The organism is Gordonia sp. NPDC003422 (assembly GCF_053588675.1).
Genome location: NZ_JBSFQL010000013.1, coordinates 44,542 through 70,738 on the forward strand (window position 1 = coordinate 44,542; position 26,197 = coordinate 70,738).

The 26,197-nt window shown below is 66.3% G+C and carries 26 protein-coding genes; 12 read left to right on the forward strand and 14 right to left on the reverse strand.

The features are described 5' to 3' along the window. The first annotated feature begins 15 nt into the window (after positions 1 to 15). From ACWDTF_RS12740 to ACWDTF_RS12760, 5 genes are all read left to right on the forward strand, one after another. Entirely contained in the window at positions 16 to 1,194 is a 1,179-nt protein-coding gene (locus tag ACWDTF_RS12740; RefSeq protein ID WP_240854955.1) for a TetR/AcrR family transcriptional regulator, read from the forward strand. Continuing rightward, positions 1,187 to 2,161: an adenylate/guanylate cyclase domain-containing protein gene (locus ACWDTF_RS12745; RefSeq protein ID WP_240854957.1), complete on the forward strand. Its 975-nt coding sequence runs from the start codon at positions 1,187 to 1,189 to the stop codon at positions 2,159 to 2,161. The genes ACWDTF_RS12740 and ACWDTF_RS12745 overlap by 8 nt, the downstream gene beginning before the upstream one ends. Before the next feature lie 361 nt (positions 2,162 to 2,522). Beyond that, positions 2,523 to 3,050: a hypothetical protein gene (locus ACWDTF_RS12750; protein ID WP_449754459.1), complete on the forward strand. Its 528-nt coding sequence runs from the start codon at positions 2,523 to 2,525 to the stop codon at positions 3,048 to 3,050. A 184-nt stretch (positions 3,051 to 3,234) separates the two neighbouring features. Further along, positions 3,235 to 3,696 (forward strand): Hsp20/alpha crystallin family protein, encoded by a 462-nt coding sequence (locus ACWDTF_RS12755; protein WP_240854959.1) that lies wholly within the window; start codon positions 3,235 to 3,237, stop codon positions 3,694 to 3,696. A gap of 550 nt (positions 3,697 to 4,246) precedes the next feature. Then, positions 4,247 to 4,477, forward strand: a complete 231-nt coding sequence (locus tag ACWDTF_RS12760) for a hypothetical protein (RefSeq protein WP_240854960.1) — start codon at positions 4,247 to 4,249, stop codon at positions 4,475 to 4,477. On the opposite strand, the gene ACWDTF_RS12765 is transcribed toward ACWDTF_RS12760, so the two are convergent. The 4 genes from ACWDTF_RS12765 to ACWDTF_RS12780 are packed head-to-tail and all read right to left on the reverse strand — an operon-like array spanning position 4,441 to position 7,515. Next, a complete protein-coding gene (locus tag ACWDTF_RS12765) occupies positions 4,441 to 5,535 on the reverse strand; it encodes a sulfate/molybdate ABC transporter ATP-binding protein (RefSeq protein WP_449754460.1) in 1,095 nt (364 codons plus the stop codon). The two genes, ACWDTF_RS12760 and ACWDTF_RS12765, sit on opposite strands and share 37 nt — an antisense overlap. Beyond that, the gene (locus ACWDTF_RS12770; protein ID WP_355277058.1) at positions 5,532 to 6,320 is read right to left on the reverse strand and encodes an ABC transporter permease; all 789 of its coding nucleotides are present in this window, start codon (positions 6,318 to 6,320) and stop codon (positions 5,532 to 5,534) included. Before ACWDTF_RS12770 ends, ACWDTF_RS12765 begins: the two co-directional genes overlap by 4 nt. A gap of 29 nt (positions 6,321 to 6,349) precedes the next feature. Then, the gene (gene modA / locus ACWDTF_RS12775) at positions 6,350 to 7,114 is read right to left on the reverse strand and encodes a molybdate ABC transporter substrate-binding protein (RefSeq protein WP_240854973.1); all 765 of its coding nucleotides are present in this window, start codon (positions 7,112 to 7,114) and stop codon (positions 6,350 to 6,352) included. Next, on the reverse strand, positions 7,114 to 7,515 hold the full coding sequence (locus ACWDTF_RS12780; protein ID WP_240854974.1) for a TOBE domain-containing protein: 402 nt from the start codon (positions 7,513 to 7,515) through the stop codon (positions 7,114 to 7,116). Before ACWDTF_RS12780 ends, modA begins: the two co-directional genes overlap by 1 nt. A 297-nt stretch (positions 7,516 to 7,812) precedes the next feature. On the opposite strand from ACWDTF_RS12780, the gene ACWDTF_RS12785 reads away from it, so the two are divergent. Beyond that, positions 7,813 to 8,844, forward strand: coding sequence for an ATP-binding cassette domain-containing protein (locus ACWDTF_RS12785; RefSeq protein WP_449754461.1), 1,032 nt, complete (start codon positions 7,813 to 7,815; stop codon positions 8,842 to 8,844). Then, positions 8,841 to 9,686, forward strand: coding sequence for an ABC transporter permease (locus ACWDTF_RS12790; RefSeq protein WP_276614449.1), 846 nt, complete (start codon positions 8,841 to 8,843; stop codon positions 9,684 to 9,686). Before ACWDTF_RS12785 ends, ACWDTF_RS12790 begins: the two co-directional genes overlap by 4 nt. 204 nt (positions 9,687 to 9,890) lie before the next feature. Here the strand turns inward: ACWDTF_RS12790 and ACWDTF_RS12795 are convergent, their stop codons facing one another. Beyond that, the gene (locus ACWDTF_RS12795; protein ID WP_433259665.1) at positions 9,891 to 11,069 is read right to left on the reverse strand and encodes an ROK family protein; all 1,179 of its coding nucleotides are present in this window, start codon (positions 11,067 to 11,069) and stop codon (positions 9,891 to 9,893) included. Positions 11,070 to 11,743: 674 nt separating this feature from the next. Between ACWDTF_RS12795 and ACWDTF_RS12800 the strand changes: the two genes are divergently transcribed. Continuing rightward, entirely contained in the window at positions 11,744 to 12,790 is a 1,047-nt protein-coding gene (locus ACWDTF_RS12800; protein WP_240854977.1) for a sigma-70 family RNA polymerase sigma factor, read from the forward strand. Between the two features lie 37 nt (positions 12,791 to 12,827). Here ACWDTF_RS12800 and ACWDTF_RS12805 read toward each other — a convergent pair whose 3' ends face one another. Further along, positions 12,828 to 13,244, reverse strand: a complete 417-nt coding sequence (locus ACWDTF_RS12805) for a VOC family protein (protein ID WP_240854981.1) — start codon at positions 13,242 to 13,244, stop codon at positions 12,828 to 12,830. A gap of 107 nt (positions 13,245 to 13,351) precedes the next feature. Between ACWDTF_RS12805 and ACWDTF_RS12810 the strand changes: the two genes are divergently transcribed. Continuing rightward, positions 13,352 to 14,038, forward strand: coding sequence for a histidine phosphatase family protein (locus ACWDTF_RS12810; RefSeq protein WP_433256833.1), 687 nt, complete (start codon positions 13,352 to 13,354; stop codon positions 14,036 to 14,038). Positions 14,039 to 14,053: 15 nt separating this feature from the next. Here ACWDTF_RS12810 and ACWDTF_RS12815 read toward each other — a convergent pair whose 3' ends face one another. From ACWDTF_RS12815 to ACWDTF_RS12835, 5 genes are all read right to left on the reverse strand, one after another. Beyond that, on the reverse strand, positions 14,054 to 14,797 hold the full coding sequence (locus ACWDTF_RS12815) for an SDR family NAD(P)-dependent oxidoreductase (protein ID WP_355277068.1): 744 nt from the start codon (positions 14,795 to 14,797) through the stop codon (positions 14,054 to 14,056). A 27-nt stretch (positions 14,798 to 14,824) separates the two neighbouring features. Beyond that, positions 14,825 to 15,850 carry a phosphotransferase family protein gene (locus ACWDTF_RS12820; protein WP_240854986.1) on the reverse strand — a complete coding sequence of 342 codons (1,026 nt, stop codon included), beginning with the start codon at positions 15,848 to 15,850 and terminating at the stop codon, positions 14,825 to 14,827. Further along, complete coding sequence (locus ACWDTF_RS12825) at positions 15,847 to 17,058, reverse strand: acyl-CoA dehydrogenase family protein (RefSeq protein WP_240854990.1); 1,212 nt, start codon at positions 17,056 to 17,058, stop codon at positions 15,847 to 15,849. The genes ACWDTF_RS12820 and ACWDTF_RS12825 overlap by 4 nt, the downstream gene beginning before the upstream one ends. A gap of 101 nt (positions 17,059 to 17,159) precedes the next feature. Then, complete coding sequence (locus ACWDTF_RS12830; protein ID WP_374245723.1) at positions 17,160 to 17,855, reverse strand: TetR/AcrR family transcriptional regulator; 696 nt, start codon at positions 17,853 to 17,855, stop codon at positions 17,160 to 17,162. Positions 17,856 to 17,871: 16 nt separating this feature from the next. Beyond that, a complete protein-coding gene (locus tag ACWDTF_RS12835; protein WP_449754462.1) occupies positions 17,872 to 18,600 on the reverse strand; it encodes a TetR/AcrR family transcriptional regulator in 729 nt (242 codons plus the stop codon). 86 nt (positions 18,601 to 18,686) lie between these two features. Between ACWDTF_RS12835 and ACWDTF_RS12840 the strand changes: the two genes are divergently transcribed. After that, positions 18,687 to 19,658: an oxygenase MpaB family protein gene (locus tag ACWDTF_RS12840; protein ID WP_240854996.1), complete on the forward strand. Its 972-nt coding sequence runs from the start codon at positions 18,687 to 18,689 to the stop codon at positions 19,656 to 19,658. 11 nt (positions 19,659 to 19,669) lie between these two features. Here the strand turns inward: ACWDTF_RS12840 and ACWDTF_RS12845 are convergent, their stop codons facing one another. After that, positions 19,670 to 20,950 carry an alpha-hydroxy-acid oxidizing protein gene (locus ACWDTF_RS12845; RefSeq protein WP_355277075.1) on the reverse strand — a complete coding sequence of 427 codons (1,281 nt, stop codon included), beginning with the start codon at positions 20,948 to 20,950 and terminating at the stop codon, positions 19,670 to 19,672. 74 nt (positions 20,951 to 21,024) lie between these two features. Here ACWDTF_RS12845 and ACWDTF_RS12850 point away from each other — a divergent pair, with 74 nt between their 5' ends. Together ACWDTF_RS12850 and ACWDTF_RS12855 are read left to right on the forward strand one after the other, a co-directional pair. After that, the gene (locus ACWDTF_RS12850) at positions 21,025 to 23,268 is read left to right on the forward strand and encodes an MMPL family transporter (protein WP_449754463.1); all 2,244 of its coding nucleotides are present in this window, start codon (positions 21,025 to 21,027) and stop codon (positions 23,266 to 23,268) included. Positions 23,269 to 23,274: 6 nt separating this feature from the next. Further along, the gene (locus ACWDTF_RS12855) at positions 23,275 to 24,153 is read left to right on the forward strand and encodes an LLM class flavin-dependent oxidoreductase (protein WP_449754464.1); all 879 of its coding nucleotides are present in this window, start codon (positions 23,275 to 23,277) and stop codon (positions 24,151 to 24,153) included. On the opposite strand, the gene ACWDTF_RS12860 is transcribed toward ACWDTF_RS12855, so the two are convergent. Both ACWDTF_RS12860 and ACWDTF_RS12865 read right to left on the reverse strand, forming a co-directional pair. Next, positions 24,122 to 24,742 (reverse strand): LysE/ArgO family amino acid transporter, encoded by a 621-nt coding sequence (locus ACWDTF_RS12860; protein ID WP_449754465.1) that lies wholly within the window; start codon positions 24,740 to 24,742, stop codon positions 24,122 to 24,124. The genes ACWDTF_RS12855 and ACWDTF_RS12860 overlap by 32 nt on opposite strands. A gap of 48 nt (positions 24,743 to 24,790) precedes the next feature. After that, positions 24,791 to 26,152: an MFS transporter gene (locus ACWDTF_RS12865; protein ID WP_449754466.1), complete on the reverse strand. Its 1,362-nt coding sequence runs from the start codon at positions 26,150 to 26,152 to the stop codon at positions 24,791 to 24,793. Between the last annotated feature and the right edge of the window lie 45 nt (positions 26,153 to 26,197).

A 26,197-nucleotide genomic window follows, 5' to 3' on the forward strand; every position in this document is an offset into this window, starting at 1 on the left:
TATGGTCGGTTCACCATGCCAGACCGTAAGCCCACCGCCCGCACGCGCGGCACCGACCGCAAACGACAGCTCGTCAGCCACGCCGCCGAGCTGTTCCTGCGGCGCGGGTATGCGCAGGTCTCCCTTGCCGACATCGCACGGAGTGCCGGTGTCACCGCCCCGTCGCTGTACCGGCACTTCGACGACAAGCAGGCGCTGCTGGCCGCCGCGGTGATGGCGGGCGTCGACGATCTGGAGGCCTGCACCGACCGTGCGTTCGCCGGTGCAGTACAGCCGACCGTGGACGAACTCGTCGACGCCGCGTGCACGCTCGCGGTGGCGCATCCGGGCTCGGCCGCGCTGTGGCGCTGGACCAGCAACTACCTGACCGAGGAGCAGAACATCCAGGTCGCCCAGCGCACCCGGGGAATCCTCGGCCGATGGGCGGCGACGTTGGCCCAGAGCCGACCGGAACTCACCGAACGCGAGACGGTTCAGCTGGCCTGGGCGGTACTCAGCGTGTGCGGCAGCCTGTCGGTGCATCACACCCGCATGTCCGACGTCCGGGCGCGCGTGGAACTCGGCACCCTGGTGCGGCGGCTGATCGTGCTCACGCCCGGTGCAGCGCCACCACTCACCCCGCCGTCGCCGGTCACCAACGTCACCGCGAATCGACGCGACGAGATCCTCGACGCCGCTGCCGCGCTCTTCGCCGACCGCGGCTACACCGACGTGGGGGTCGACGAGATCGGTGCGGCGGTCGGAATCACGGGTCCCAGTGTGTACAAACACTTCTCGTCGAAGCTGGCGATCTTGGTCGGCATCGGGGAGCGCAGCGCCATGCGCCTCGAAGCCGGGGTGATCGCCGCCTTCTCGGCCACCTCCGACCCGGCGAAACTACTCGGTCTGCTCGTCGACTCCTACGTCACGGTCATCACCAGCACCCCCGACCTGTCGGTGGCGTTCAACAGTTCCGGAGTCCTGGCGGGCCAGCCACCGGCGGCCGCATTGCTGGACGTACAGCGCCGCTACGTGGCACGGTGGATCGACCTGCTGGTTGCAGTCGACCCCGACCTCAAGCGGGACGCGGCAGCCGTCGCGGTCCACGCCGCGTTGAGCATCGTCAACGACGCGGTACGGATGCGGCGCGGAACGGCGCGGCCGGAGTTCGGGGCGCGGATGGCGTACTTCATGAAGGGCGTGCTTGATGTCTGAACCCACCGAGGGTCAGTCGGAAGACACCGCGGAGTACACCCGCGACGAACTCATCGCGAATCTGGGAATCCCCAGCGAGCATGCCGAGAAGATATGGAATGCCTTCGGTTTTCCACGCAGGCGCATCGACACGAAGATCTTCTCCCGCAAGGACCTCGAGGCGCTGCGAATCTTCAGCGGCAGCGAAGACGTCATGGAGATGGCCGCCCAGGTGTCCACCGCCCGGAGCATCGGTCAGTCCATGGCGCGCCTCGCGGAATGGCAGGCCGATCAGCTCGTCGAGCTCGACGCGGACCCAGACGTCCCGTGGTCGGTGCCACAGATGGCCGACGCCCTCGAGAAGATCCAGCAGTTCGTGTGGCGCCGCCATCTGATGCTTGCCCTCGAACGCCGCACCGCGAGCGAGGCGAGTGAAAGCCTGCACTCTGTCGTGGGATTCGCCGACATCGTCGGCTACACCAGTCTGTCCCGGCGCATCGGTCTGGCCGAACTGCAGTCGCTTCTCGACGCCTTCGAAGAGCGCACCTACGAGATCATCACCGAACTCGACGGATCGGTGGTCAAGACGCTCGGCGATGCGGTCATGTTCACCTTCCACGAGCCGGCCGCCGCAGCGATGGCCGCCGTCGGGATACACCGTCTCAGCGAGTCGCAGCCCATCCCCGAACTGCGAGCCGGACTCGCGCGGGGTGAGGTGCTGACCCGGCTCGGCGACGTGTTCGGTGAGCCGGTGAACATCGCGGCCCGCCTGTGCGGATCCGCGCGGCCGGGAACAACATTGGTCGACGAGTCGGTGTCGAACGCTCTCCGGTCGGACAACCGCTTCTACCTCAAGCAGATCCCGACGCTGAGCGTCCGGGGTTACAAGCGTCTGCGCGCCTTCGCACTCGAAGTCGACCGTCGCGCAGACGAAGACGAGCTCGAAATCCCCGAACTGCCGGCCACGTCGGACGACTCGGAGCGCTGATCGTCCGATCGAGTGAATCCCGCTGTCCGATTGACTCGATATGCACTTTTCGGGTCTAGTCCGTTGCGTGCTGTCACGTCTGGGTTCATCCCTCCATCACCGCAACCGCAACCGACTCTGTGTGGCGCTATCTGCCGTTTTCGTAGCGGTTCTCGCTGCTTGCGGGTCGTCCTCGGATCAGAGCACCACCGAGAACGGCACGATCACGTCGCAAGGGACCACGACATCGCGGTCGCTCGAGTCTGGCCTGCGCACCACGCCGTCAGCAGAGGGCACCCCACAGAAGATCGTCTTGCAGCACAGTTGGAAAGACGAGGATGGGTACAGCTATCAGGTGGAGGTCACCGAGCCCACGATCACGGTGACCAACGACACCGCCAACTCCAAGCCTGGCCGCACCGACCTGACGTGGGAATTCGTGGTGACGGCGCGTCTGACGAACACCACCCTCGCCCGCAATGCCCCGTTCCCAGACAAACTCAGCTTCCAACCGGCATGGACAAGAAGCACCTCCCTGTGCGGAAGCCGGGATGCGCGAACCGATTTCGGCTTCTCCACAAACGACGATGCGGTGGAGGCGGCTTGGTGCACGCTGACGAACATGCCAATGTTCCTCGCTGCCACCGACATCTCCGAGCAAGGCGGACCACCGCAACTCTCCGGCACACTCGGCATCGACCAGACGATGGAATTGACCGCGCGCGGCACAAACTTGATCAAGTGGACGATCCCCGAGGCCGAGTACGACGCTCTTGCGGACGCGATCAAGGCTCCGACCGTATACGTGTTGGGCGGCAGCTACAACGATCGTCCCGATAACTCTCAATGCCTCCTGGTGACCCGCGTGCCGGTGTTCGCCGAGACCCAGCGCACCGGCTGCCTCACGTAGAGGCCACCCCGACCGCGGATGACCCAAATCGTCGAGTCATGTTGCGCGCGTCCGTACTTCGACTCGGACAATTGTGAAAAAGTGTTGGCACTCGCCAGAGGAGAGTGCTAATCTCAGGTTACGCAGTGATGGTAAGTGAGGTGCCGTCATTGGGGCGGCACCCCTGAAGAAGGAGGTGTTTGCTGTGCTGCGTGTAGATCCCTTTGCTGCTGTCGATGACTGGGCCAAGGCGCTCCTTGCCGGTGGGTCCGGCACTGTGGGCCGCACTCCGCGGTTCATGCCCATCGACGTGTACAAGGTCGATGACCACTATTCGCTCGTCGCGGACCTACCAGGTGCGGATCCTGGTTCGATCGACCTCGATGTCGACAACGGTGTGCTCACACTGTCCGCGCACCGCAGTGCGCCAACCGATGACGGTGTGCAGTGGCTGGCCAGTGAACGTTTCTCCGGCACCTACCGTCGCCAGGTCACGCTCGGCGATGGTGTGGATCCGGCGAGGATCTCGGCCTCCTATGATAACGGAGTGCTGACCGTGACCATCCCGGTCGCCGAGCAGGCCAAGCCCCGCAAGATCGAGATCGGCCACGCCGGTGCGAGGCAACAGGAGATCAGGGCCGCGACGACGAACTCGGCGGCCGGCTGATCCCATTGAGTCGCAATAGTTAACCACCCGTGCGAGACGCTTGACCACCCAGCGCGAAACGGAGGGTGACGAGAATGATGGTCTGCACCGACACCGCCCCGACCGCGGGTCACCTCGAGGTGATCGATCCTGACGAGCTCTGGTTGGCTGCCGAAATCGACGCGCTCTTCGCGGCCGCATCTCTGCGTCACGCTGTCGTCGCAGGCGGCGTGACCACGGCTTGCGAACTCCGACCTCGTAGACGGTGCGAGGGGTCGGGCAGCCATCGCGAACCAGTCCGGGGTTGGGTCTCGCCGTCGAGAGGCGGCCGACAACGCGCGCCGCCTGCGATCGTCGGCGCGATCGACAGGTCTGTGTATAGAGCCAAAGCCAACGAAGGAGGTGATGAACTCGTCGCCCGACGAACGCTCAGAAGTAGTCTCTCTCCCACGCACGAGGGCTGTCGTCGGGTCGTCCAGGGAGGGGTTTGCGGTGCTCCTACCGCGAACCCCTCCCTGTCGCAGCACTATTCCCGAGAAGACGGTTTCCCTGGGCTGAGCGGAGGCATCGAATGACAACCGACCAACCACGCGTCTCGATGAATGCCGACGAGGCGGATGCGGTGGAACAATCCCTGCCCGTCGATCCCGATGATCACGACGCCGTCCAGCAACCAGTCGAGGTGCTGGGCCTCGAAGCCGATGAGGCCGATATCGCCGAACAAGCCATACCGGTGACACTCGACGACTCCGACGATCCGAGATCTCAGTGGTCAGAGGAGACCGGAGACGCGGCACCGTAGATCTTCACCTCGTTCGCTTTCACCACCAGGTCGACGTCGAGCCCGATCTCGAGTCCCAGATCGGCCACCGCCGCCCAGGTCACCTCGGCCGCAACCGTCTGGTCTTCGACGTCGGCGTTCAGAAGTGCGTGGTCACCGCGGGGCTCGAGTTCTCGGATGACGCCACGCAGCGTGGTACGTGGGCTCCCTTGTGGCGCTTGCAGATACACCGCGACCGCCCGCGGCGAGAAAGCGGCTGCGGCCGCCGTACCGGGGTCAAGCGTCTCGGCGGCCATACCCACGACACGGTTGCCGTCGGCGTCCATCACCCCGCCGGACGTGTCCATCGTGCCGAGAAAAAGGTTCAGTCCCGACAGCGACGCGGCGAACCGGCTCGTCGGTCCGGCGAGAACCGCTCTTGTGGAACCGGATTCGACGAGTCGTCCCCCGTCGAGCACCACGATCTCGTCGGCCAGGCCCACGGCGTCGAGCACATCGTGGGTGACCATGATGGTGGTGCGTTCGTGATCTGCCAACAGCGTCCGCAGAAGGCCGCGCAGGCGACTGGCGACGTCGACGTCGAGCGCTCGGAATGGCTCGTCCAGCAGTAGGATTCGCGGTTCGGCAGCGAACGCCCGCGCAATGGCGACGCGTTGCGCCTGACCGCCGGAGAGTTGATCGGGTTTGCGGTCGGCGAGGTCGGTGACCTCGGTGGCCGCCATCCAGCGGCGCACCCGGTCCCGCACCTCGGCGCGGGGCAGACGCTGAGCCGACGGTGCGAACGCGATGTTCGACGCGACACTCAGGTGCGGAAAGAGCCGCGCCTCCTGCGACAGCAGCGCCACCGGGCGGCGATGCGGCGGAAGGGAGGTGCGGCCATCGCGGAACACGTTGTCACCGAGCGTGATCCGAGTCCCCGAATCGCCCACGAGCAGGCCCGCGATCATCCGGAGCATGGTGGTCTTCCCCGCACCGTTGGGTCCCACAACGGCCGTGGTGCGTCCCGCCGGGAATCGGTGCGTGAGATGCAGGCTCGGTATTTCGTTGGCAATCGACACCGAAAGATCTGTCTCGTTCACAGCGCCCCGACCACGCCTCGGCGACGACGGCTGTGTACTCCGACCACGACGATCAGTGAGAGGAGAACCAGGATGAGCGACAACGGGATCGCCGCTTTCGGATCGTCGATCGATGCCACATAGATGGCCAGTGGCGCGGTCTGGGTGACGCCGGGCGCGTTGCCCGCGAACGTGATGGTGGCGCCGAACTCACCGAGCGCCCGGGCGAACGCCAGAACCATACCCGCCACGAGGGACGGAACGACCAGTGGGAGGGTGACGCGCCACAGCGTCCGCGTCGGGCCCGCACCGAGCGTTGCGGCGACTTCCTCGTAGCGCGTACCGACAACGCGCACAGCACCTTCCACACTGATCACCAGGAACGGCAGCGCGACAAAGGTCTGCGCGAGCACCACGGCAGTGGTGGTGAACGCGATGTCGATACCGGCAGCATGGAGATGCTTGCCGATGACGCCGAGTCGGCCGAACGTGTACAGCAGCGCCAGACCGCCGACCACCGGCGGAAGCACCAAGGGCAGCAGCACAAGTGAGCGCAGCACGCGGACGAACAGGTTGTCGTAGCGGGCGAAGATCACCGCCATCGGCACCCCGAGTAGCAAGCACATCACTGTGCTCGCCGTCGCCGTGATCAGTGAAAGTCTTAGTGCGTCAAGCGAGGACTCCGACGTCACATCCTCGACAAAGGTCTCCCACGGCGTCTGTGCTAGCAGCGCCAACGGCGGTACGACGATCAGCGCGACCCCGAGCGCGGCGAGAGCGAACACCCACAGCGGCAGTGCCGACATTCCCGATCGGCTGCCGATGCGGAGTCGGGTCAAGGTTTACCGAATCCGGCGTCCGCCAGGATCTGCTGCCCCTGCGGTCCCAGCACGAGTTCGATGAACTCCTTGCCGAGCGCATCACCGGGAGCGCCCTGCACGGTTGCGATCGGGTACTTGTTGACCACAGCGGCGAACGCCGGGTCGGTGACGGTGGCGACCTTGTCACCGGCGGCCTTGGCGTCGGTCACGTACACCACTCCGGCATCGGCCTGACCCGTCGTCACCTTGGTGAGCACGGCGGTCACCGACTGCTCCTCCGAGGCGGCATTAACGGTGACGCCGGTGTTCTTCTCGACGGTGTCGGTGGCGTTACCGCACGGCTGCGCGGACTGGCAGACCACAGTGGTCACGCCGGGCTTGTTGAGATCGGCAAACGAGTTGATGCCCTTGGGGTTTCCGGGTGCGGTAACGATGACGAGGGTGTTGGTGGCGAAGATCTTGGGGTCCACGGCCTGATCGCCGAGCTTGTCCATGTTCTTCTCGTCGGCACTGGCGAACACGTCGGCGGGCGCACCCTGCTTGATCTGATTGACCAGCGTCGACGACCCGTCGAAGGACAACTTGACGGTGACCCCCGCGTGCTGCTTCTGGAACTCGTCGGCGATGGCCGTGAACGTCTTCTTGAGCGATGCCGCGGCCGACACGTTCAGCGTCGTCGGGGTGGCGCTCGCGGGCGTCGAACTGTCGTCGTCCGACGAACAGCCGGCGACCGCCAGCAACAGTCCCGCCACCGACAGCGCAGCCAGAATCCGTCTCATCAGCTCTCCCGCTTCTTCTCCACGATCACGGTCGTCGCCTTGACGACCGCCGTTGCCACCACGCCCGGTTCCAGGCCCAGTTCCCGCGCCGCGTCGGCGCTCATCAGCGACGTGACCTCGAACGGCCCGCACTGCATCGTCACCTGCGCCATCACCCCGTCGATGACCGCTTCGGTCACGAGTCCGGTGAAGCGATTGCGCGCCGACCGCAGCACCCCGGAGTCGTCGTCGGGTGCCGTTCCGGCGCGACGCTGTGCCAGGGCGGCCAGTTCGACCCCGTCGACGGCCTGCACCCCGCCGTCGTCGATCGCCGACAGCTCACCCGCGCTGATCCAACGGCGCACGGTGTCGTCGCTGACGCCGAGGAGGACCGACGCATCGCGTACTCGTATGGCACCCACGGGGAGATGATATCCGCATCTGCGGAGAAATAGGCTGGAAGTGTCCGCGCATACGAATTGCACGGTCGCGAAGCCCGCTCCCCGACGGTGCGACTCATCCCACCGAACAATGACGCGGGTCTGTCAGACCACGCCCGTACCATCGACACCAGTGCATCTGATTTGTCCGTTTTTGCAGGTGGCAGCACACACCGATGAGTTTCCGGATCGGCGTGGGTCTGCCCCTGTGTTCGCCTGTCGCAGGCGAGCGGAAAAACCCTTCGCCATTGTCCGACCACCTCGATAGCGTGGAGAAACATGACCTCACCCACAGCCCCGGCACCGATGACAACGCGCACCGCCCCCGACGCCGACGTCGCCATCGAAGCCATCGACCTCGTGAAGCGATTCGGCGACTTCACCGCCGTCGACGGCGTGACCTTCACCGTCCCCCGCGGATCCGTGCTCGGCCTGCTCGGACCCAACGGTGCAGGCAAGACCACCACCGTCCGGATGATGACCACGCTGTCCCCACCCACCAGCGGCACCGCCCGGGTCGCCGGACACGACGTGGCCGCCGAACCTGACGCCGTCCGCCGGAGCATGGGTCTGACCGGGCAGGCGGCTACCGTCGACGAGATCCTCACCGGCCGCGAGAATCTGCGCATGATCGGCGGGCTCTACGGGATCGGCCGACGCGATCTGGCTCGTCGGGGCGATCAACTGCTCGAACAGTTCTCGCTGACCGAGGCGGCCAACAAACAGGTCAAGTCGTATTCGGGCGGTATGCGCCGCCGGCTCGACCTGGCCGTCAGCCTCCTCGCAGCACCACCGGTGCTGTTCCTCGACGAACCGACCACCGGCCTCGATCCACGGAGTCGCTCGGAGCTGTGGGACGTGCTGCGCGGCTTGGTCTCTCAGGGAACCACGCTACTGCTGACCACTCAGTATCTCGAAGAGGCCGATCAACTCGCCGACGACATCGTCGTCATCGACAAGGGCAAGATCATCGCGCACGGCACGCCGATGCAGCTCAAACAACAAGCGGGCGCGGCCAGTCTGGTGCTGACCGTCTCCAACGCCGACGACCTCCCACAGGCGCAGGCACTGCTCGCCAAGACCGGCGCGGAGGTCTTCGTCGACGAGGGCGCCCGCCGACTCACCACCGCCGCAAGCGGACTCGCCGACCTCAATCGCGTGGTCGCCTGGTTCGACGAAAGCGGCATCGCCGTCGACGACCTCGGGCTCGCACGCCCCAGCCTCGACGACGTCTTCCTGTCGCTCACCGGTCACCGCGCCGAAGACGCCGACGAGAACTCCGATTCCACCGACGAGGAGAACGACCGATGACCACCACCGTGACACCCGGGTCGGCGGTAACGGAGATGCCGGCCACCCATCAGACCAACATTGCTCAGCAGGCCTGGATCATGGTGAAACGCAACATGATCCACACCAAGCGGATGCCCGAGATGCTGTCCGACGTGACGATCCAGCCGATCATGTTCGTGCTGCTGTTCGCCTACGTGTTCGGCGCCTCGATCCAGACCGAGAGCGCGTCGTACAAGGAATTCCTGCTGCCCGGCATCATGGGGCAGACCATCGTGTTCACCGCTTTCATCGTCTCCACCGGCATCACCGCCGACCTGGAGAAGGGCATCATCGACCGCTTCCGGTCGTTGCCCATCCACCGGTCGTCGGTGCTGATCGGTCGCAGTATCGCGAGCCTGTTGCATTCGTCCATCGGCATCGTGGTGATGGCCATCACCGGACTCGCCATCGGCTGGCGTATCCGCGGCTCCTTCGTCGACGCCGTGCTCGCCTTCGCCCTGCTGATCCTGTTCGGGTTCGCGATGATCTGGTTCGGCATCCTGATCGGCTCGTGGCTGCGCTCGGTGGAGGCGGTCAACGGCTTCATGTTCTCGGTGCTGTTCCCGATCACGTTCCTGTCCAACGCCTTTGTCCCCACCGACCCGATGCCCGACTGGCTACAGACGATCGCCGAGTGGAACCCGATGTCGTCGCTCGTGCAAGCCATGCGCGTGCTGTGGGGCAACGGGCCCGCCTACGGCCCCGAAGCTGCGTGGCCGATGCAGCACCCGGTGGCCGCGACGCTGATCTGGTCGGTGGCGCTGACCGTCATCTTCGCCCCGTTCGCACTGCGCGCCTACTACAAGCGCACCTCGGATTGAGCTGAGCCTCGCGCACCCGGCCCTCCCACTCCCTGAGGTGCGAGGACCGCAAGCGACGAGCCTCCTACCGCTGCCTGAGGAGCGAGGAGCGCTAGCGACGAGCCTCGAAGGCCAGGTGAGACGACAATGTCATCGCGCCAGGGGCTTCGAGGCTCGCAGGCTCGCACCTCAGCCAGCGGGAGGGACTCTTCGCGTCACCAAGGTCTACGCCGTGAGGTTCACGGCCTCCAGCGGATCGTTGTAGATCGCGTCGAGCGACACCGCGCCGGCAGCCTGCTGCTGCACGGTCGCACCCGAATGTGACACGCGCACATCGCGTCTCGGGGATACCGAGGTCTCGCGCACCGCCTTGGCCACCACCGGGAGGGTCGCCGGATAATCGGTGAACGCCTGACCACCCAGGATGATGTGGTCGGGGTTGAAGATGTCGGCGACCAGGCCGATGGTGCGGCCCAGCACGCGAGCACGTTCTTCGAGGATCTCGCGCGCAATCACGTCACCGTCGCGCGCCAGGACGTGCACGTCCTCGATCTCCGTCACCGGCAGACCAGCGGCCTGCGCGGCCTCGACGATGCCGGTGTCGCTGACCGTCGCTTCGAGTTCCCCGGTACGCGCCGGGTCCAAGTGCTCGGTGGTGCCGGTCGGGAAGTGACCGATGACCGGCGGGCCCGCGGTCGGGGTGTGCACCGTTCCGCCAACACTGAACGCCACGCCGACCATCTCGCGCGCATAGAAGTACAGAAAGCTCGACTTCTCCTCGGCCGACTTCGCATCGTCGGGATTGACCACGAGTTCGGCGGCAGCCATGGCCTCGACATGGGAAGCCACCGACACCGGCAGGCCGAGGCTTTCGGCGATGACCCGACCCACGGGTGCGGCCTGCCAACCGAGCCGCGGATGGTCGACGACGCCTCCGGTCCCCACGCGACCACCGATGGCCACACCGGCCCACAGCACCCGACGACCGGTCCAGCGCGCCGAGAACCGGCGGGCGCTTGCCCCGATGGCGGCTAGCGTGGCCTCCGGCGATTCGGCCACCGGGGTGGGGATCTGGATGGCGCCGACGACGCGGTGCAGCAGATCGTGCGTGGTGATCGAGGTGACCTTGTAGCCGATGTGGATGCCGACGGTCAGGAAGTCGGTGACGTTGATCTCGAACGGCAGGCGCGGACGCCCGATGGCGCCGGCCGGCGCCAGGTCGGCACGCTCACGAATGAGCCCGGCCCGCAACAGTGCGCCGACCTGACGGTTCACCGTCGAGATCGACAGTCCGGTCCGTTCGGCTGCGTCGTCGCGGAAGAGCGGGCCCGACAGGCGTGCGGCCCGCAGCACCAGTGCGGCCGGCTTGGTGGACAGCTCCAGATGCGGCGTCGCGACATGCACTCCCGCATCTCCCTTCGCCGCCCGTGGCCGCTGCGTGGGCCGCGGTCGCTGTGCCTGTTCACGACGACGCGTGTCGGCGAGGCGCTGCCGTTCCAGCGAACGTGAACCGTAGGCCAACGGTACGGGCTGGCGGGTGGGACTGGCACCGCGACGCGTCGGAAGCGGGGTGGTGCGGACGGTCGGGGTGGCGGAGGTCGCAGTTTGGGGGCCGAGCGTGGTGGTCATTGAGTGTCCTCGTCGAAAGCGCCACGTCCACGACGGACGGGCGGGGGCTGAAAGGAGTTCGAGACAGTCGACCCGGGAGAAGGGGTCGGGAATCAGCGCATTCGACAACAACAGAGCACACGGGCGAACGGCAGCCGACAGCCGAGAGCGGTCGTCACATAGGTGACCGCCAAGAGGCTGCTGCGGGCGTTCGTCATGGCGATCAAGCTAGCAACGGCCCGAGACATCTGGCAAGCACCCGGTGCAGGTCCGAGCCGGTTTTCGGAGAGAGCGCACACTCGTTCACCGGCGAGAATAGGTCGATCCGGGGCCCGTGACGCCGGTTAGGTTCATGATGATCCCAAATCGGGGGCTGCGTGATGCGTCGACCTCGGCATCGACCTCGGCGAAGCCACGACGATCGTCGGCGAGCGGTCGAGGTTGTCGGTACCAGCGAGTAGATTGTGAGCATGACCACAACCGCGTCCACCACCGATTCCGACGCCGAATTCCTGCAGGTCACCGAGCCCTTCCGGCGTGAGATCATCGCGCACTGCTACCGGATGATGGGGTCGCACCACGACGCCGAAGACCTCACCCAGGAGACCTACCTGCGCGCCTGGCGGGGATATCCGAAGTTCGACCATCGATCGTCGGTGCGTACGTGGCTGCACAAGATCGCCACCAACACCTGCCTCACCGCGCTCGGCAGCAAGCAGCGTCGTCCGCTCCCGTCCGGTCTCGGTGGTGACGCGTTCGACCCCGCCGACGACCTCCTCCAGGATCACGAGGTCCCGTGGCTGGAGCCGTTCGCGGGCACCGTCGACGACATCTCACCCGGAGACGACGCCGATCCCGCGTACGTGGTCGGGGCCCGCGAATCGGTGCGGCTGGCGTTCATCGCAGCGCTGCAGCACCTGCCCGAACGGCAACGCGCCGTGCTGATCCTGCGCGACGTGCTGCAGTGGAAGGCGGCCGAGGTCGCCGACACCATCGGGGTCACCACCGCGACCGTCAACAGCCTGCTGCAACGCGCCCGCGAACAGCTGAAGAACGCTCGGCCGGTGCAGGAATCGCCCGGGACGCTCGACGACGACGCCAAGCGTGAACTGCTGGCGAAGTACGTGTCGGCATTCGAGCGCTACGACGTCGACGCCATCGTCGACCTGTTCACCGACAAGGCGATCTGGGAGATGCCCCCGTTCACCGGTTGGTACCAGGGCCCAGAGGCGATCGGCATCCTCATCCGCGGCAACTGTCCCGCCGAGGGGCCCGGCGATCAGATCCTGCTGCCGACCGTCGCCAACAGCCAACCCGCATTCGGGCTGTACATGCGCGAACCGGACGGCGTCCACCGCCCCTTCCAGTTGCATGTACTCGAGTTGGACGAGTCGGGGAAGGTCTCCTACGTCGTGGCCTTCTTCAGCGACACGATGGAAGAGGACTTCGCGCGGTTCGGCCTCCCGGCCGCACCGTACGACGCACCGGCCCGGACCGCGCCCAGCCCCTGGCACTGATTTCGTAGCAATAGTGTGTGCTGGGCACGCACTATTGCTACGAATCCGGGTTCTGCGGGATCGACGCCGGATCCATGAACACGATTTCCCAGGCGTGACCGTCGGGATCGCAGAAGCTGCGGCAGTACATGAAGCCGAGGTCGTCGGCGTCGCGCAAGAACGATCCTCCACCGGCGAGGGCGGCGTCGGCGAACCGGTCGACCTCGCTGCGTGAATCGGCGGAGATCGCCAGCAGCGCCTCGCGACCGGTCGTCGGATCGGCCACCCGCCCGGCGGCATAGCCGGCGAACCGACCCCGCTCGTGCAGCATCACCATGGTCGCGTCGTTGACGATCATGCACAGAGTGCCCTGGTCGCAGAACACCGCGTCGAACCGGAACCCCAGCTTCTCGAAGAAGATCCTTGACCGCGCCGGGTCGGCGACGGGAAGGTTCACGAACATCATCGGTGGCACAGCGGGTCTCCTGGGCGGAGCGCGATGGGAAGTCCGGGTTCGGGGCGCCCCACAAGGGCAGACCCGCCCGGCACCGAGAATTCATCGGCGCCGCATAGGGTGCAGGTATGGGTGTGATCTATCTGGTTCGGCACGGTCAGGCGAATGCGCTGGCATACGGCATCGACGACGCGAGCACTGACGTGTCGAACGGGCCCGGCGGTCTTACTCGCGTCGGCGACATGCAGGCCAAACTCACCGGCGCCGCGCTCGCCGGTCAGGTCGAGGCCATCACCGCGGCCATCAGCGGAGACCTCCCGCGGCAACAGCAGACGCTCGCCGGTGTGCTCGCGGCCTTCGACAACCCACCAACGCCCACCGTGGACGCCGACTGGAACGAGTACGAGCTGCCCGCCCTGGTGGGGTCAGCGAGCGCCGAACTGTTCCGTGACGGTCGGAGCTATCAGCGCCAGCTCGACGCCGGCCTTGCACACTGGATTTCCGCCGACGAGACCGACGGCCCGGACGAGACATACGCGCATTTCTCCGGTCGCATCAGCGACGCCGCGGCTCGCGCTGCCGAACTCGCCGGTTCGGGTCAGACCGTGCTGGTCGTGTCGTCGGCCGGTTCGATCACCCAGTGGATCGCCCAACTGTGGGACATCCCCGCGCAACGTTGGCCCGCGATGGCGCGCACCATGGTGAATGCCTCCATCACCAAGCTGATCGTCGGTCGCAGCGGGGTGTCGTTGGTGTCGTTCAACGAGCACGGCCACCTCGCCGACCGCGAGGGTGGGGTGTCGACGTTCCGCTGAACGTGGCGGCGCGGTTCAGGCGCGATGCAGATTGCTTCCCGGCCGGGTGAGAACAACGTTGGGCAGCACCGCATATCGGGACAATTGCGTGACCGAGTGGGCGATGGTCGCGACGTCGCCGACGGTGATCATCTCATCGCCGGGGATGGTGTCCTTGAGCCAGTCGGACATGTCGGTGTCGACGTAGCCGGGCGCGATCGTCGTGGCGCTCACTCCGCGCTCGGACTCCTCGAGATTGAAGGTCTCACACAGGGAGATCAGTGCGGCCTTGGTGGCGCCGTACGCCGACAGCTCCGGCTCCGGATACACGCCCGTGATCGACGCCACGGCAATGACTTTCGCCGCCCCGGCAGCTTCAGCGGTGGTTCGCAGCGTCGGCAACAGCGACTGCAGCAAGATGTACGGCGCCCGCACGTTCACCTGATACAGACGATCAAAGCGACGCACGGGCAGGTCGGCGACGGCACCCTTCTGCCCCATCCCGGCGTTGATGATCAGCGCATCGCATCGGCCGAACGCTGCCGCATGCGAAGTGGCGAGCGCCTCAACGGCTTCCGGATCGGTCATGTCGGCCGGGATCACCTCGATGCGACCTGCACCGTGCTCGCGCAATTCTGCCGCCCGCTTCTCCAGGGCCTCCCGGCCGCGCGAGCTGATGGTGAGATCCCAACCGTCGGCGGCAAACCTCTCGGCGATGGCGGCGCCGATGCCGCGCGACGCGCCGGTGACCAGCGCAACCTTGTGGTCTGAATCAGCCATTTTCCTGGTCCCCCTATGACTTTCGTTCTATGCCGACGTGCTGACGTGTTTGATTCCCGCTGCGATGAACTCCGCGGTGGCCTCGGCGGCGTTCTCCGCACCGTCGCCCGACGATGCGCCGGCGAGAGCGCGGTGGGTGATGCCCTCGGCGATCACGCCGAGCTTCAGGTTCGCCAGGCCGAGATAGAAGTCCCAGTCACCGAGGTCCACACCGGCGAAAGTCGCATACTTCTGCGCGATCTCGTCGGCCGACGGGTAGCGGTCGCTGGTCCAGGCCGCCTCGAATCCGAGCACCGTGTCGAAGATGGGCTGGCGATAGACGCACATCAGGGCGACGTCGGTGATGGGGTCGCCCAGCGTCGACATCTCCCAGTCCACCACGGCCTCGATGCGTCCCGGATCGTCGGCTGCGATGATCGTGTTGTCCACGCGAAAGTCGCCGTGTACCACGGTTTCCCGGGACTCAGACGGCACCCGTTCGGACAATGCCGCGACGAGCTTGTCGACGTCGGGCAACTCGCGGGTGTGCACGTGTCCCCACTGGCGTGCCCACAACTTGACCTGCCGGGCCGCGAATCCGGCTGGGCGGCCGAACTCGCCGAGCCCCACGGCGCGGTAGTCCACGGCGTGCAAGTCGGCCAGCGTGCGCACCAGCGCATCGATGTTGGTGACCACGTCGGCATCGGAGTACGCCTCGAGGTCTGCCGCGGTACGCACCACGCGACCGTCGATGAACCCGACGATCGTGCACGGCGCACCGATCGCGGAGCCATCCGAGTCGAAGGCCACCGTTGTCGCGACCGGAACCGCGGTGTCCTGCAACGCCGAGGTGACCGCCCACTCGCGTCCCATGTCATGAGCCGACGGCGTGAGCCCACCGGTCGGCGGCCTCCGCACCACCCACCGCGACACCCCGTCGGTCACCGCGTAGGTCAGATTCGACTTCCCGCCGGAGATCAGGTCGACCTGCAGCTCACCCTGCACCGCGACGTCGGAGTCGATCAGGAACTGCCGCAACCGATCCGCGTCGAGCGCGGACTCCACGGCCGTCACTGTGCGGCCGCCTGCAAAGCCTTGCGTGCACGCCCGACCGCGCGTCGGGCGATGGCCCAGCGGTGCACCTCGGACGGACCGTCGTAGATACGGAACGGACGCAGCTCCTGCTGCAGCCGCGCCAGGGGCAGATCCTCGGAGACGCCGAGCCCGCCGCACATCTGGATGCTGCGATCCGCGATGCGCGAATACGCCTCGGCGGCAAAGGTCTTGGCGATCGAGGTCTCGTTCGACGCGTGGTTGCCCAGATCGAGTTCGTGACATGCCTTGAGCAGCAACGCACGTGTCGCGGCGAGGTCGATCTCGTTGTCGGCGACCATCTGCTGGATCATGCCGAGATCGCCGAGCTTGCCGCCGAATCCCTCACGCTGCGCGACGTAGTCGAGCGCGACGTCGTGGCAGCGGGTGGCCGCTCCGAGCCAGCGCATGACGTGGGTCATGCGCGCCGGCCCCAGCCGCACCTGCGCGTAGCGATAGCCTTCGTCGACCTCACCGAGGATGTCCTCGTCGGGCACAAAGACATCCACGAAGTCGACCTCGCAGTGCCCGCCGATCATCGACTTGTCGGTGGTGTGGATGTGGCGCTTGACCGTGATGCCCTCGGTGTTGCCGGGGGCCAAGAACATGGTGGCGCCGCCACGGTCGCCGGGTTCGCCTGCGGTGCGCGCCATGATGATGTAGAAGCCTGCGCCCTCGGCACCGGTGATGAATCGCTTCTCACCGTTGATCTTCCAACCACCGTCGACCTTGACTGCCTTGGTGCGCAACGCATTCGGGTCGGCACCGGCACCCGGCGACGGTTCGGTCATCGCGAAGGCCGACCGGACCTCGCCGGTGGCCAGCGGCCCCAGGTACTTCTGCCGCTGCTCCTCGCTGGCGATGTGCGCGAGCATGTGCACGTTGCCTTCGTCGGGTGCGCCGATGTGCAGCGCGACCGGACCGAAGGTCGAGTAGCCGGCCGCCTCGAAGACGGGCGCGCGGTCGCGCATGTCGAGGCCGAGGCCACCGAACTCGACCGGCGCGTGCGGCGCGAAGATGCCTTCCGCCTTGGCCTTGGCGTTCATCTCCCGACGGAGGTCGTCGCCGCCCGCTGCGGTGATGTCGCCGGCCGCCTCGTTCTCGATCGGCAGGACGTACTCACGGACAAAGCGTCGGGTCTTCTCGACGAGATCGTCGATCTCGGAATCGTGACGCAGGTCTATGGGCATCGTCTCTCCTCGCGCATTCAGTGACAGCATGCCGACCGAGCGATCGTTCGGCATGCCATACGATGCCAGCCCAGGCGGTCCGGGTCAAGTGCGGAGAAGCTTCAGGAATCGGCAGGCGCGTGATACCCGACCGTTTGGCGGGCGAGTTCCAGGTTGCGGGCGATCAGTTCGTCGGCGCCCAGATCGCCGTCGAGCTTGAACCATGTCGACACCCCGACACACATGGTGGTCACGGCACGACTGGCGTCTTTGGGGTACTTCGTCGCGAAATCGCCCGCGGCGACACCGGCGAAGACGATCTCGTCGACCATCCGCTGCTGCCGGTCCCGATGCCCGATGTAGGTGTCGCGATAGCTGTCGTCGAGGCTGCGGATCTCGGTCGACCCGACGAAGGCCTGCTCACGTCGGTACATGTGGAACCGCAAGAGCGATTCGACCACCGCGTCGAACTGCTTGACGGGCTCGGGTCCGGCCTCGGCGATGGCGAGTTCGGACCGCGCCAACAGATCGGTCATCGTCCGCTCGAGCAGGCCCTGCAGCAACGACTGCTTGGACGGGTAGTGGTGATAGAGGCCGGGCACCGACAGGTTGGCCCGCGCGGCGATCTCACGTACCGACGTCCCGTGATAGCCGTGCTCGGCGAATGCGGCCAGCGCCGCTGCCAACGGAACCGGTAGCTCGGCCTCGCCGTAGTCACGCCAGTGACCGGTCGCACCGGCTTCTCCCGGAGACACCGATGCGAGCGAAGACTCGGGCTCCGCTTGCTGCACGTCCGCCTCCCCGGCCCGGCCTGTCATGGCTACCAACATAGCCTCACGCGCTGGGCGTGGTGCCACCGCCATTCACCGGAGGATGGATCAGATCGCCCGCGCCGAACAGCTCGGCGGGTGAGAGCAGCAGTGCGACGCTCAACTTGACGATCTCGTCACGGGTCATGCCCACGTCACCCTCGACCCAGGCCGCGAGCAGTCGACTCAGCCCGCCGACCTGGTAATGCGCCACCCCGAACGCGGCACCCGGACCGAGCACGCTGTCGAGGTCGATGACGCCTGACGCGCTCTGCAGCGTGAGACCGGCAAACAGCGCCGTCGATTCCATCCGCTTGGCGGCGATCACCGGACTCAGCAGTGATTGCGAGAACATCAGCCGGCCTTTACGACGATCGGCGTCGATGATGTCGACCATCGCAGCAACGCCACCGCGCACCTTGGACACCACGTCGGCGCCATCCTCGAACGCCCGCAAACCCGCGTCGGCGATGTCGGCGATGACCTCGTCGTAGAGCACGGCGACCAACTCGTCGACCGATTCGAAGCTCTCGTAGAAATAGCGAGCGGTGAGGCCCGCACGCCGACAGACGCCACGCACGGTGACCGGCGAAGGTTCGTCGTCGCCGAGCAGGTCGAGGCATGCGTCGACCAATGCGGAACGACGCCGAGCGACCCGGGTGTCACCGCCTTCGCCGCCATACGCACGAAGAGTGCCGCCCTGCTCCGCGCCACTGGCCGCCCGGCTCGACGATGCAGAGGATTTATAGGCCATAAGTCCATATTGACACGCCAGTAACTTAGGCGTTGTAATAAACAGGAAACAGACGTTTTCAGAATTTCGTCTCAAGGGGGTACCTCATGACAACGCAGCCCATCAGCAGCGGAAACGCCGCACTGTCGCTGGACGACACGAGTGCGCCGATGACCATCCTGCCCACCAGTGCAGACGCGATTCCCGATGCTTTCGCCGCCGAGAAGCCCGACACCGAGTACATTCCGCCGGCCGCGCGGATGAGCCGCGCCGAGCTCGATGCACTCCCCACCGAACTCGACATGATCGGTGCGGGCGTCCTGGCCGGCCCGGCCAACGTCATCATGCAGCTCGCCGTGCCGGCGGTCGGGTACGGCGTCGCCGAGTCCAAGGTCGACAGCGGCAACCTGTTCAAGCACCCCGTCAAGCGCACCCGCACCACCCTCAGCTACCTCGCGGTGGCGGCCATGGGCAGCCCGGAGGACCGCAAGGCCTACCGCAAGGCCGTCGGCAAGGCGCACGCGAAGGTGCGCTCCACCCCCGACAGCCCGGTGAAGTACAACGCCTTCGACCCGAAGCTGCAGCTCTGGGTCGCCGCCTGCCTGTACAAGGGCACCGAGGACGTCCTGCGCATCTACGGCGGCCGCACCGAGGTCACCGACGCCGAGTATCAGGCCGGCGCCGTCATGGGCACGACGCTGCAGGTGCCCCGCGAGATGTGGCCGGCCACCCGCGCCGACTTCGAGGAGTACTGGCAGACCACGGTCGCCGAACTGGAGATCGACGAGACGATCCGCGACCTTCTGCTCTCGATCGCGCGCGCCGAGTTCGCCGGCCCGGTGGTCTCCGGCCTGTTCGGCTGGTGGACCGAGATCATGACCCTCGGCTTCCTGCCCGTCGAGTTCCGCGACAAGATGGGTGTGCGGATGGCGCCGTGGCAGAAGCTGATCTTCAACGCCCACAACGCGGTGGTCCGCGCGATCATCACCCGCGCACCGCGCCGCCTGCGCGCATTCCCCTACAACATCCTGCTCGCCGACGTCCGCTGGCGAATCCGCACGGGTCGTCCGCTGGTCTGATTCGCGGGTAGCTACAACCGACGCAACGCGTCCCGATCAAGGTCGGCGACGCTCGTGTGGCCGGAAAGTCCGAGCGTGAGATCGAGTTCGGCGATGATGTCGGCGACCACGTCGCGAGCCCCGTCGGCTCCGGCGATCGCCAGCCCGTACATGTGCGGACGACCGATGCACGCGGCATCGGCACCCAACGCGAGTGCTTTGAATACGTCTGCGCCCGTATAGATTCCCGAGTCGATCAGCACCTTGATCCGACCGTCGACCACCGGGGCGATCGCGTCGAGCGCATCGATGGAGCTGATCGCACCGTCGACCTGCCGCCCACCATGGTTCGACACGACGATCCCGTCGACCCCGACGTCGACGGCGCGTCGGGCGTCGTCGGGATGCAGAACACCCTTCAGCAGGATCGGCAGCGACGTGCGGTCGCGCAGTCCCTCGACGTCGGCCCAGTTCAGCGACGGCCGTGAATAGATGTCGAGGAAGGTCTGCACCCCGACCCTCGGCTCCGGAGCGCGAAGATTTGCCAGCAGCTTTCCTGGAGTGTTGCGGGCGATGGAGAACAATGTCGCGATGGCTCCCAGGCTCACCTCGGGGCGTTCGGCATCATCGGTGGACGCGACCCGTTCGGCGACGATCTCGGCGAACCGGGGATCGGACGTGTATTGCGCGATGCCCTCACCGCGCGCGAAGGGCAGCGAACCCAGATTGAGGTCCTGTGGCCGCCAGCCGAGCATCGTGGTGTCCAGTGTTACGACGACGGCTGCCGCGCCCATCGCCTCGGCCCTCGACAGCAGACTGTCGACGAGGTCGTCGTCGGTGGACCAGTAGAGCTGGAACCACCGCGGGGCGCCTGGCGCGACGGCCTCCATCTGGCGCGCCACCCGCTCCATCGACGCACTGCCCTGGTTCGAAAAGATATAGGGCACACCGATTTCCGCGGCTGCGTGACCGATGTGCACATCCGCGTCGGGCGCGGCCAGTGACCCGGCACCCACCGGCGCGAAGAGGACGGGCGCGGGCAGCTTCTGCCCGAACAACTCGATCTCCAACGTTCGTTCGGAGACGTCGCGCAGGACGCGCGGCACGATCGCCCACTTCTCGAGTGCCGCCCGGTTGGCGTCCATCGTGCGTCCTTCACCGGCGCCGCCGGCGATGTAGGCCCACGCCCGGTCGGACATGGCCCGACGGGCACGACGCTCGAGTTCGGCGAAGTCGGTGGGTACGCGCGGCTTTCGGCGGTGGATTCCGGCGGTGTAGATCTCGTTCTGTCGCACACGTCCCAGACCGGCCATGGCGTCACCCTACCGATCCGATGGTGTTCCGCGGATATCGATAGGCTGGCTTACAACGAACCTCGGGAGGGAACGTGGCACTCGCGCTCTATCGACTCGGTCGATTCGCATTCCGCAAGAAGTGGTGGTTCATCGCCGCCTGGCTGGTGGCGTTGTTCTCGGTCGGTGCGATCACCGCCGCCGCGGCACCCAAGTTCGCCACCGACTTCGAACTCCCCAACACCGACTCCGACCGTGCGATGTCGGTGATGAAGACCGACTTCCCGGCCTTCAACGATCAGCTGCTCAAGTCCCCGACGACGGTGGTGATCGCGGCCGACGACGGTCTCGCGAACCACGAAGCCCAGATCTACGCGCTGGTCGGCAAGCTGCGAGCGCTCCCGCACGTCGTCATGCCCGAGCAGACCGTCAATCCGGTCGCCGCGGCGGCCGCGAATCCGAAGCTGGCGTCGCTCTTCATCGGCGACAACGGCAAGGTCGGCCTCATCAAGATCCAGCAGGACATCCCGCGTGAGGATCTCACCGTCGACGACATGGAGCAGTTCAAGGACATCCTCGCCGAATCCAGCGGCAACGGACTCCAGGTCGAGGGCACCGGCGCGCTCATGCAGGTGCAGGAACAAGGCGGTGCTGCCGAGCTGCTCGGTTTCGCCATCGCCTTCGTCGTGATGATCGTCGCGTTCGGAGCACTCGTGGCGGCGTTCATCCCGATCATCACCGGCATCGTCGGGGTCGGCCTGACGATGCTGCTGGTCACCCTGAGCGCAAAGTTCATGGACGTGCAGCAAAGCGCCACCGCCATCATCACGATGCTCGGCATCGCCGTATCGATCGACTACGCGCTGTTCATCGTGTCCCGCTACCGGTCGGAGTTGAACCTCGGTGGCACCCGTGAGGCAGCTGCGGGACGCGCCGTGGGCACGGCCGGGTCGGCCGTGGTCTTCGCCGGTCTCACCGTCATGGTCGCGGTCGCCGCACTGAGCGTCGTGGGTATCCCGTTCATCACCCAGATGGGTATCGCCGCGTCGTTCGCGGTGCTCATCGCAGTCCTGGGCGCCATCACCCTGATCCCGGCGCTGCTCGGCGCGTTCGGGCGGTTCGCCTTCAAGCCGCGCATCCCGGGTATCCGGCACGGCGACGAGCCCGACGACCAGCCGTCGAACGGCCTGCGCGTCGGCCGGTTCATCACGCGCTACCCGCTGCCCGTCGCGATCATCGGCCTCGTGTTGCTCGCGGTCGCGGCCGGTCCGATGACCCGTCTCGAGCTCGGCATGGACACCACGTCCGACGCCGAATACTCGGCCACCGCACTGCTGCAACGCGGCTTCGGTGAGGGCGTGAACGGCGAACTGTTCGTCGTCGTCACCGACGCCGACGGCGGCAATGTCGCACCGGCCGCCGATGCCGTTGTCGCCCATGCCAAGACGCTCGACAACGTAGCCAACCCGAGCCAGATCACCTGGGTGGGCAACGGGCCCAATCCCGCCAATTCGCAGGAGGGCGCAACCGCTGCGCTCATCACGGTGACACCCGAGAAGTCACCGTCGGGACCCGAGACGCACACGCTGATGGACCAGCTGCGCGACTACGCCAAGGACGCCCCGAACGGCGCCACGGTGAATGTCGGCGGACAGACCGCGATTCTGTCCGACATCTCCGACAAGCTCAGTTCGGCGTTGATCCCGTTCCTGCTTCTCGTCGTCGGACTCGCGTTCATCATCCTGATGGTGGTGTTCCGTTCGATCCTGGTGCCGCTCACCGCGACCATCGGCTTCCTGTTCTCCGTCTGCGCGACGTTCGGGGCAACGGTACTGATCTTCCAGGAGGGCTACTTCGGCCTGATCGATCACACCAAACCGGTGATCTCGTTCCTGCCGATCTTCCTCATCGGTGTTGTCTTCGGCCTCGCAATGGATTACCAGGTCTTCTTGGTGACCCGAATGCGCGAGGAGTACGTCCACGGGGTGTCGGCCAAGGACTCGGTCATCATCGGCTACCAGCACGGTGCGCGTGTGGTCACCTCCGCCGCACTGATCATGATCTCCGTGTTCGCCGCGTTCATGCTCGCCCCGGACACCATCGCCAAGATGATGGGATTCGCGCTTGCGGCCGCGGTCTTCTTCGACGCCTTCGTGATTCGGATGATGGTGGTCCCGGCGGTGACCGCCCTGATGGGCGACGCCGCCTGGAAGCTGCCACGATGGCTGGACAAGATCCTGCCCAACGTGGACGTGGAGGGCACCGCCATCCGCGAGATCCCGATCGAGGACTCCACCGACCCCACGGACGAACGCAAGCCGGCACCCACTCCGGCGTGATCGACTGTGCGCCACGGCATCTGCATTCTCCCCGACCAACCGTGGGCCCGGTCGCGGTCGCTCTGGTCGGCGGCCGAGGAGATGGGCTTCGACCACGCCTGGACCTACGACCACCTGGTGTGGGGCGGACTCCCTGAGGCACAGTGGTTCTCGTGCATGCCGACGCTTGCCGCGGCGGCCTCCGTGACCACGTCCATCAAGCTCGGTACCTTCGTCACCTCGCCGAATTTCCGTCACCCGGCAGCGTTTTCGCGTGAGGTGCAAACCCTGCGCGACATCTCCGACGACCGACTCCTCGTCGGACTCGGGGTCGGCGGAACTCCCGACGATCACATCCTCGGTCAGCCGGAGTTGTCGATCGGCCGGCGAGTGGACAGGTTTCAGGAGTTTGTCGGCGTGCTCGACGCGACGCTGCGCGACGACCACGTGACGGTCGACGGCGAGTACTACCGCACCGTGGACATGCGACTGGTCGGCGGGTCCGTCCGCGACCGGGTACCGCTACTCATCGCCGGCAACGGTCCTCGCTCAATCCGTTTCGCCGCCCGGCACGGCGACGGCTGGGTGACCACCGGCCGTGGCGCGGACACCCTCGACGAGTGGTTCGAGGACATCGCACGCGGTTGCGACGTCCTACAGGAAGCCCGTGCGGACATCGGCGACGCAGGAGACTTCGACGCCTACCTGAGCCTGGACTCCTCCCCGTGGAATTCGCTGGAAAGCATCGGCCTGTTCGACGAGATGGTCGGCCGCGCAGATGAACTCGGCTTCACCGACGTCGTGGTGCACTGGCCGCGGGACGAGGAGCCCTATCGCGCGTCGGTTGATGTTCTCGAGGCAGTCGCCGCCCGCTTCACACCGACGCGATCAACAACCCGCCCATGATCAGCATGACCACCGCGACCACGCCGTCGAGGATCTTCCACGAGCGTGGCTTGGAGAACACCCGCGACAACCGGCCCGCGCCGTGCCCGAGCGCGGGGAACCACAGGAAGCTTGCCGCGCAGGCACCGATTGCGAACGCCCACTTGCCATTTCCGTGACTCGACGCGATGGCTCCCATGGTGAGCACGGTGTCGAGATAGACGTGTGGGTTCAGCCAGGTGAGCGCCAACGCGGTGGCAATCGCGGCCCAACGGCTCGTCGTCCCCGCTTCTCCGTCGTTGATGGCGATTGCCTCGTCGCTACGTAGGCATCGCTTCGCTGCAAGCAGTCCGAGCACGACGATGTATGCGCCGCCGGCGAGCTTGGCGAAGGTAACCACCCCGGGATGCGCCGCCACGAGCGCACCCAATCCCGCGACACCGGCCACGATCAGAATCACGTCGGAGAGTGCGCACACCGCCACGACGGCGGCGGTATGCGAACGTCGTACCCCCTGCTGGAGCAAGAAGATGTTCTGCGGTCCGATCGCGATGATCAGACCGGCGCCGGTCAGCAGGCCGGCAAGCGCCGGAGTCAGGAAGGTGGTCACGACTCTCCACGCTAAGAGCAGCGCGATATACAGTCCAACGAATCTTTCTCACGAATCATTAGTTGAACTGAAGAGCCCTAGTGGCCGCTCGACGACCGGCGGCACAGGATCCGCGGCAACGGTCACCACGTCGGTGATCGGATGCGCCACCTCGTCCCGCCAGAGTCGGGCCGCCAGATAGAAGGCGAGAGCCACGGGCACCGGCAGCAGGCCGGCGAGGATGAACGTCGTCGTCAGTCCGAGGTAATGGCTGAGCGGCGCGGCGATCGCCATCGAGACCGGCATCAGCGCAATCGAGACGAAGAAGTCCAGGCTCGCCACGCGGCCGAGAAGCGCGGGCGGCACGCGACGCTGGAGCAGAGTGCCCCACAGCACCATCGGGCCGTCGAACAGAACGCCCATCGCGAAGCCGGCGAGGACGAACATCCACGTCGCATCCGCGAGACCCATCAGCACCAACGGCACGCTGGAGAATCCCCAGATCGAGAACATGACCGTCAGATATCGCCGGGGCATGCGGATCGAGGCAAAGACGAGCGATGCAGAGGCAGCACCCGCGCCGAAGCCGGCCAGCACCAGCGCGTGATCCGACGCCCCGCCGTGCACGCGCTCCTGCAGAGCGAACGGAACGAGCACCTCGATCGGCCCCATCGTCGCCAAGACCAGCACGCACGCGAAGAACAGCGTCGCCCACAACCACGGCGTGCGCCAGAGGTAAGCGAACCCCTCCGCGACATCGGTCACCGCGGTGCGAATCGGATTCCCGCGAAGCGGCTCACCCCCATCGGAATCCGACCGGCGCAGCGCCACCGGATCCATGCGGACGTAGAAGAGCGCCGACACGATGGAACCGGCAGCGGCCAGTACCACCGCCGGACCGGGCGCCGCGGCGGCGATGACCGCACCGGCGATCATCGGCCCGACCGCCTGGAACACCACCGGACGCAGAAACCCTTCAATTCCATTGGCAGCCTGCAACTCCGACGGCTCTACGATGCTGGGAAGCAACGCCGAGTACGCCGGGTAGTACATGCCGATCGTGACGCCACCGAGGATCGCGGCCGCCACCACATGCCACAGCGACAGCACACCCAGAATCGACGCCAACCCGATCAGGCCGAAGACGATCATCTTGACCGTCTCGAGACCGATCATGATGACTCGCTGCGAAACCCGATCGGCGAGAACGCCTCCGGCCAATGTGGACACGAGCATCCCGACCGCCGATGCGCCGGTGGCCAGCGACACCTGAGCGGGTCCGCCGCCCAACTCGATGACCTGCCACACCACCGCGATCGTCCACACACCGTCGGCGAACATCGCGAGCACCAGACCGCTCAAGAGCAGCCGGTACTGACGCCGTGCAAACGGCATCAGTGCACGCGGCAATCGGCGCTCGGCGGTGGTCATCCTTCGAGGATGCCCGATCGCAGCCCGCCGCTGCCAGCGGTTTTA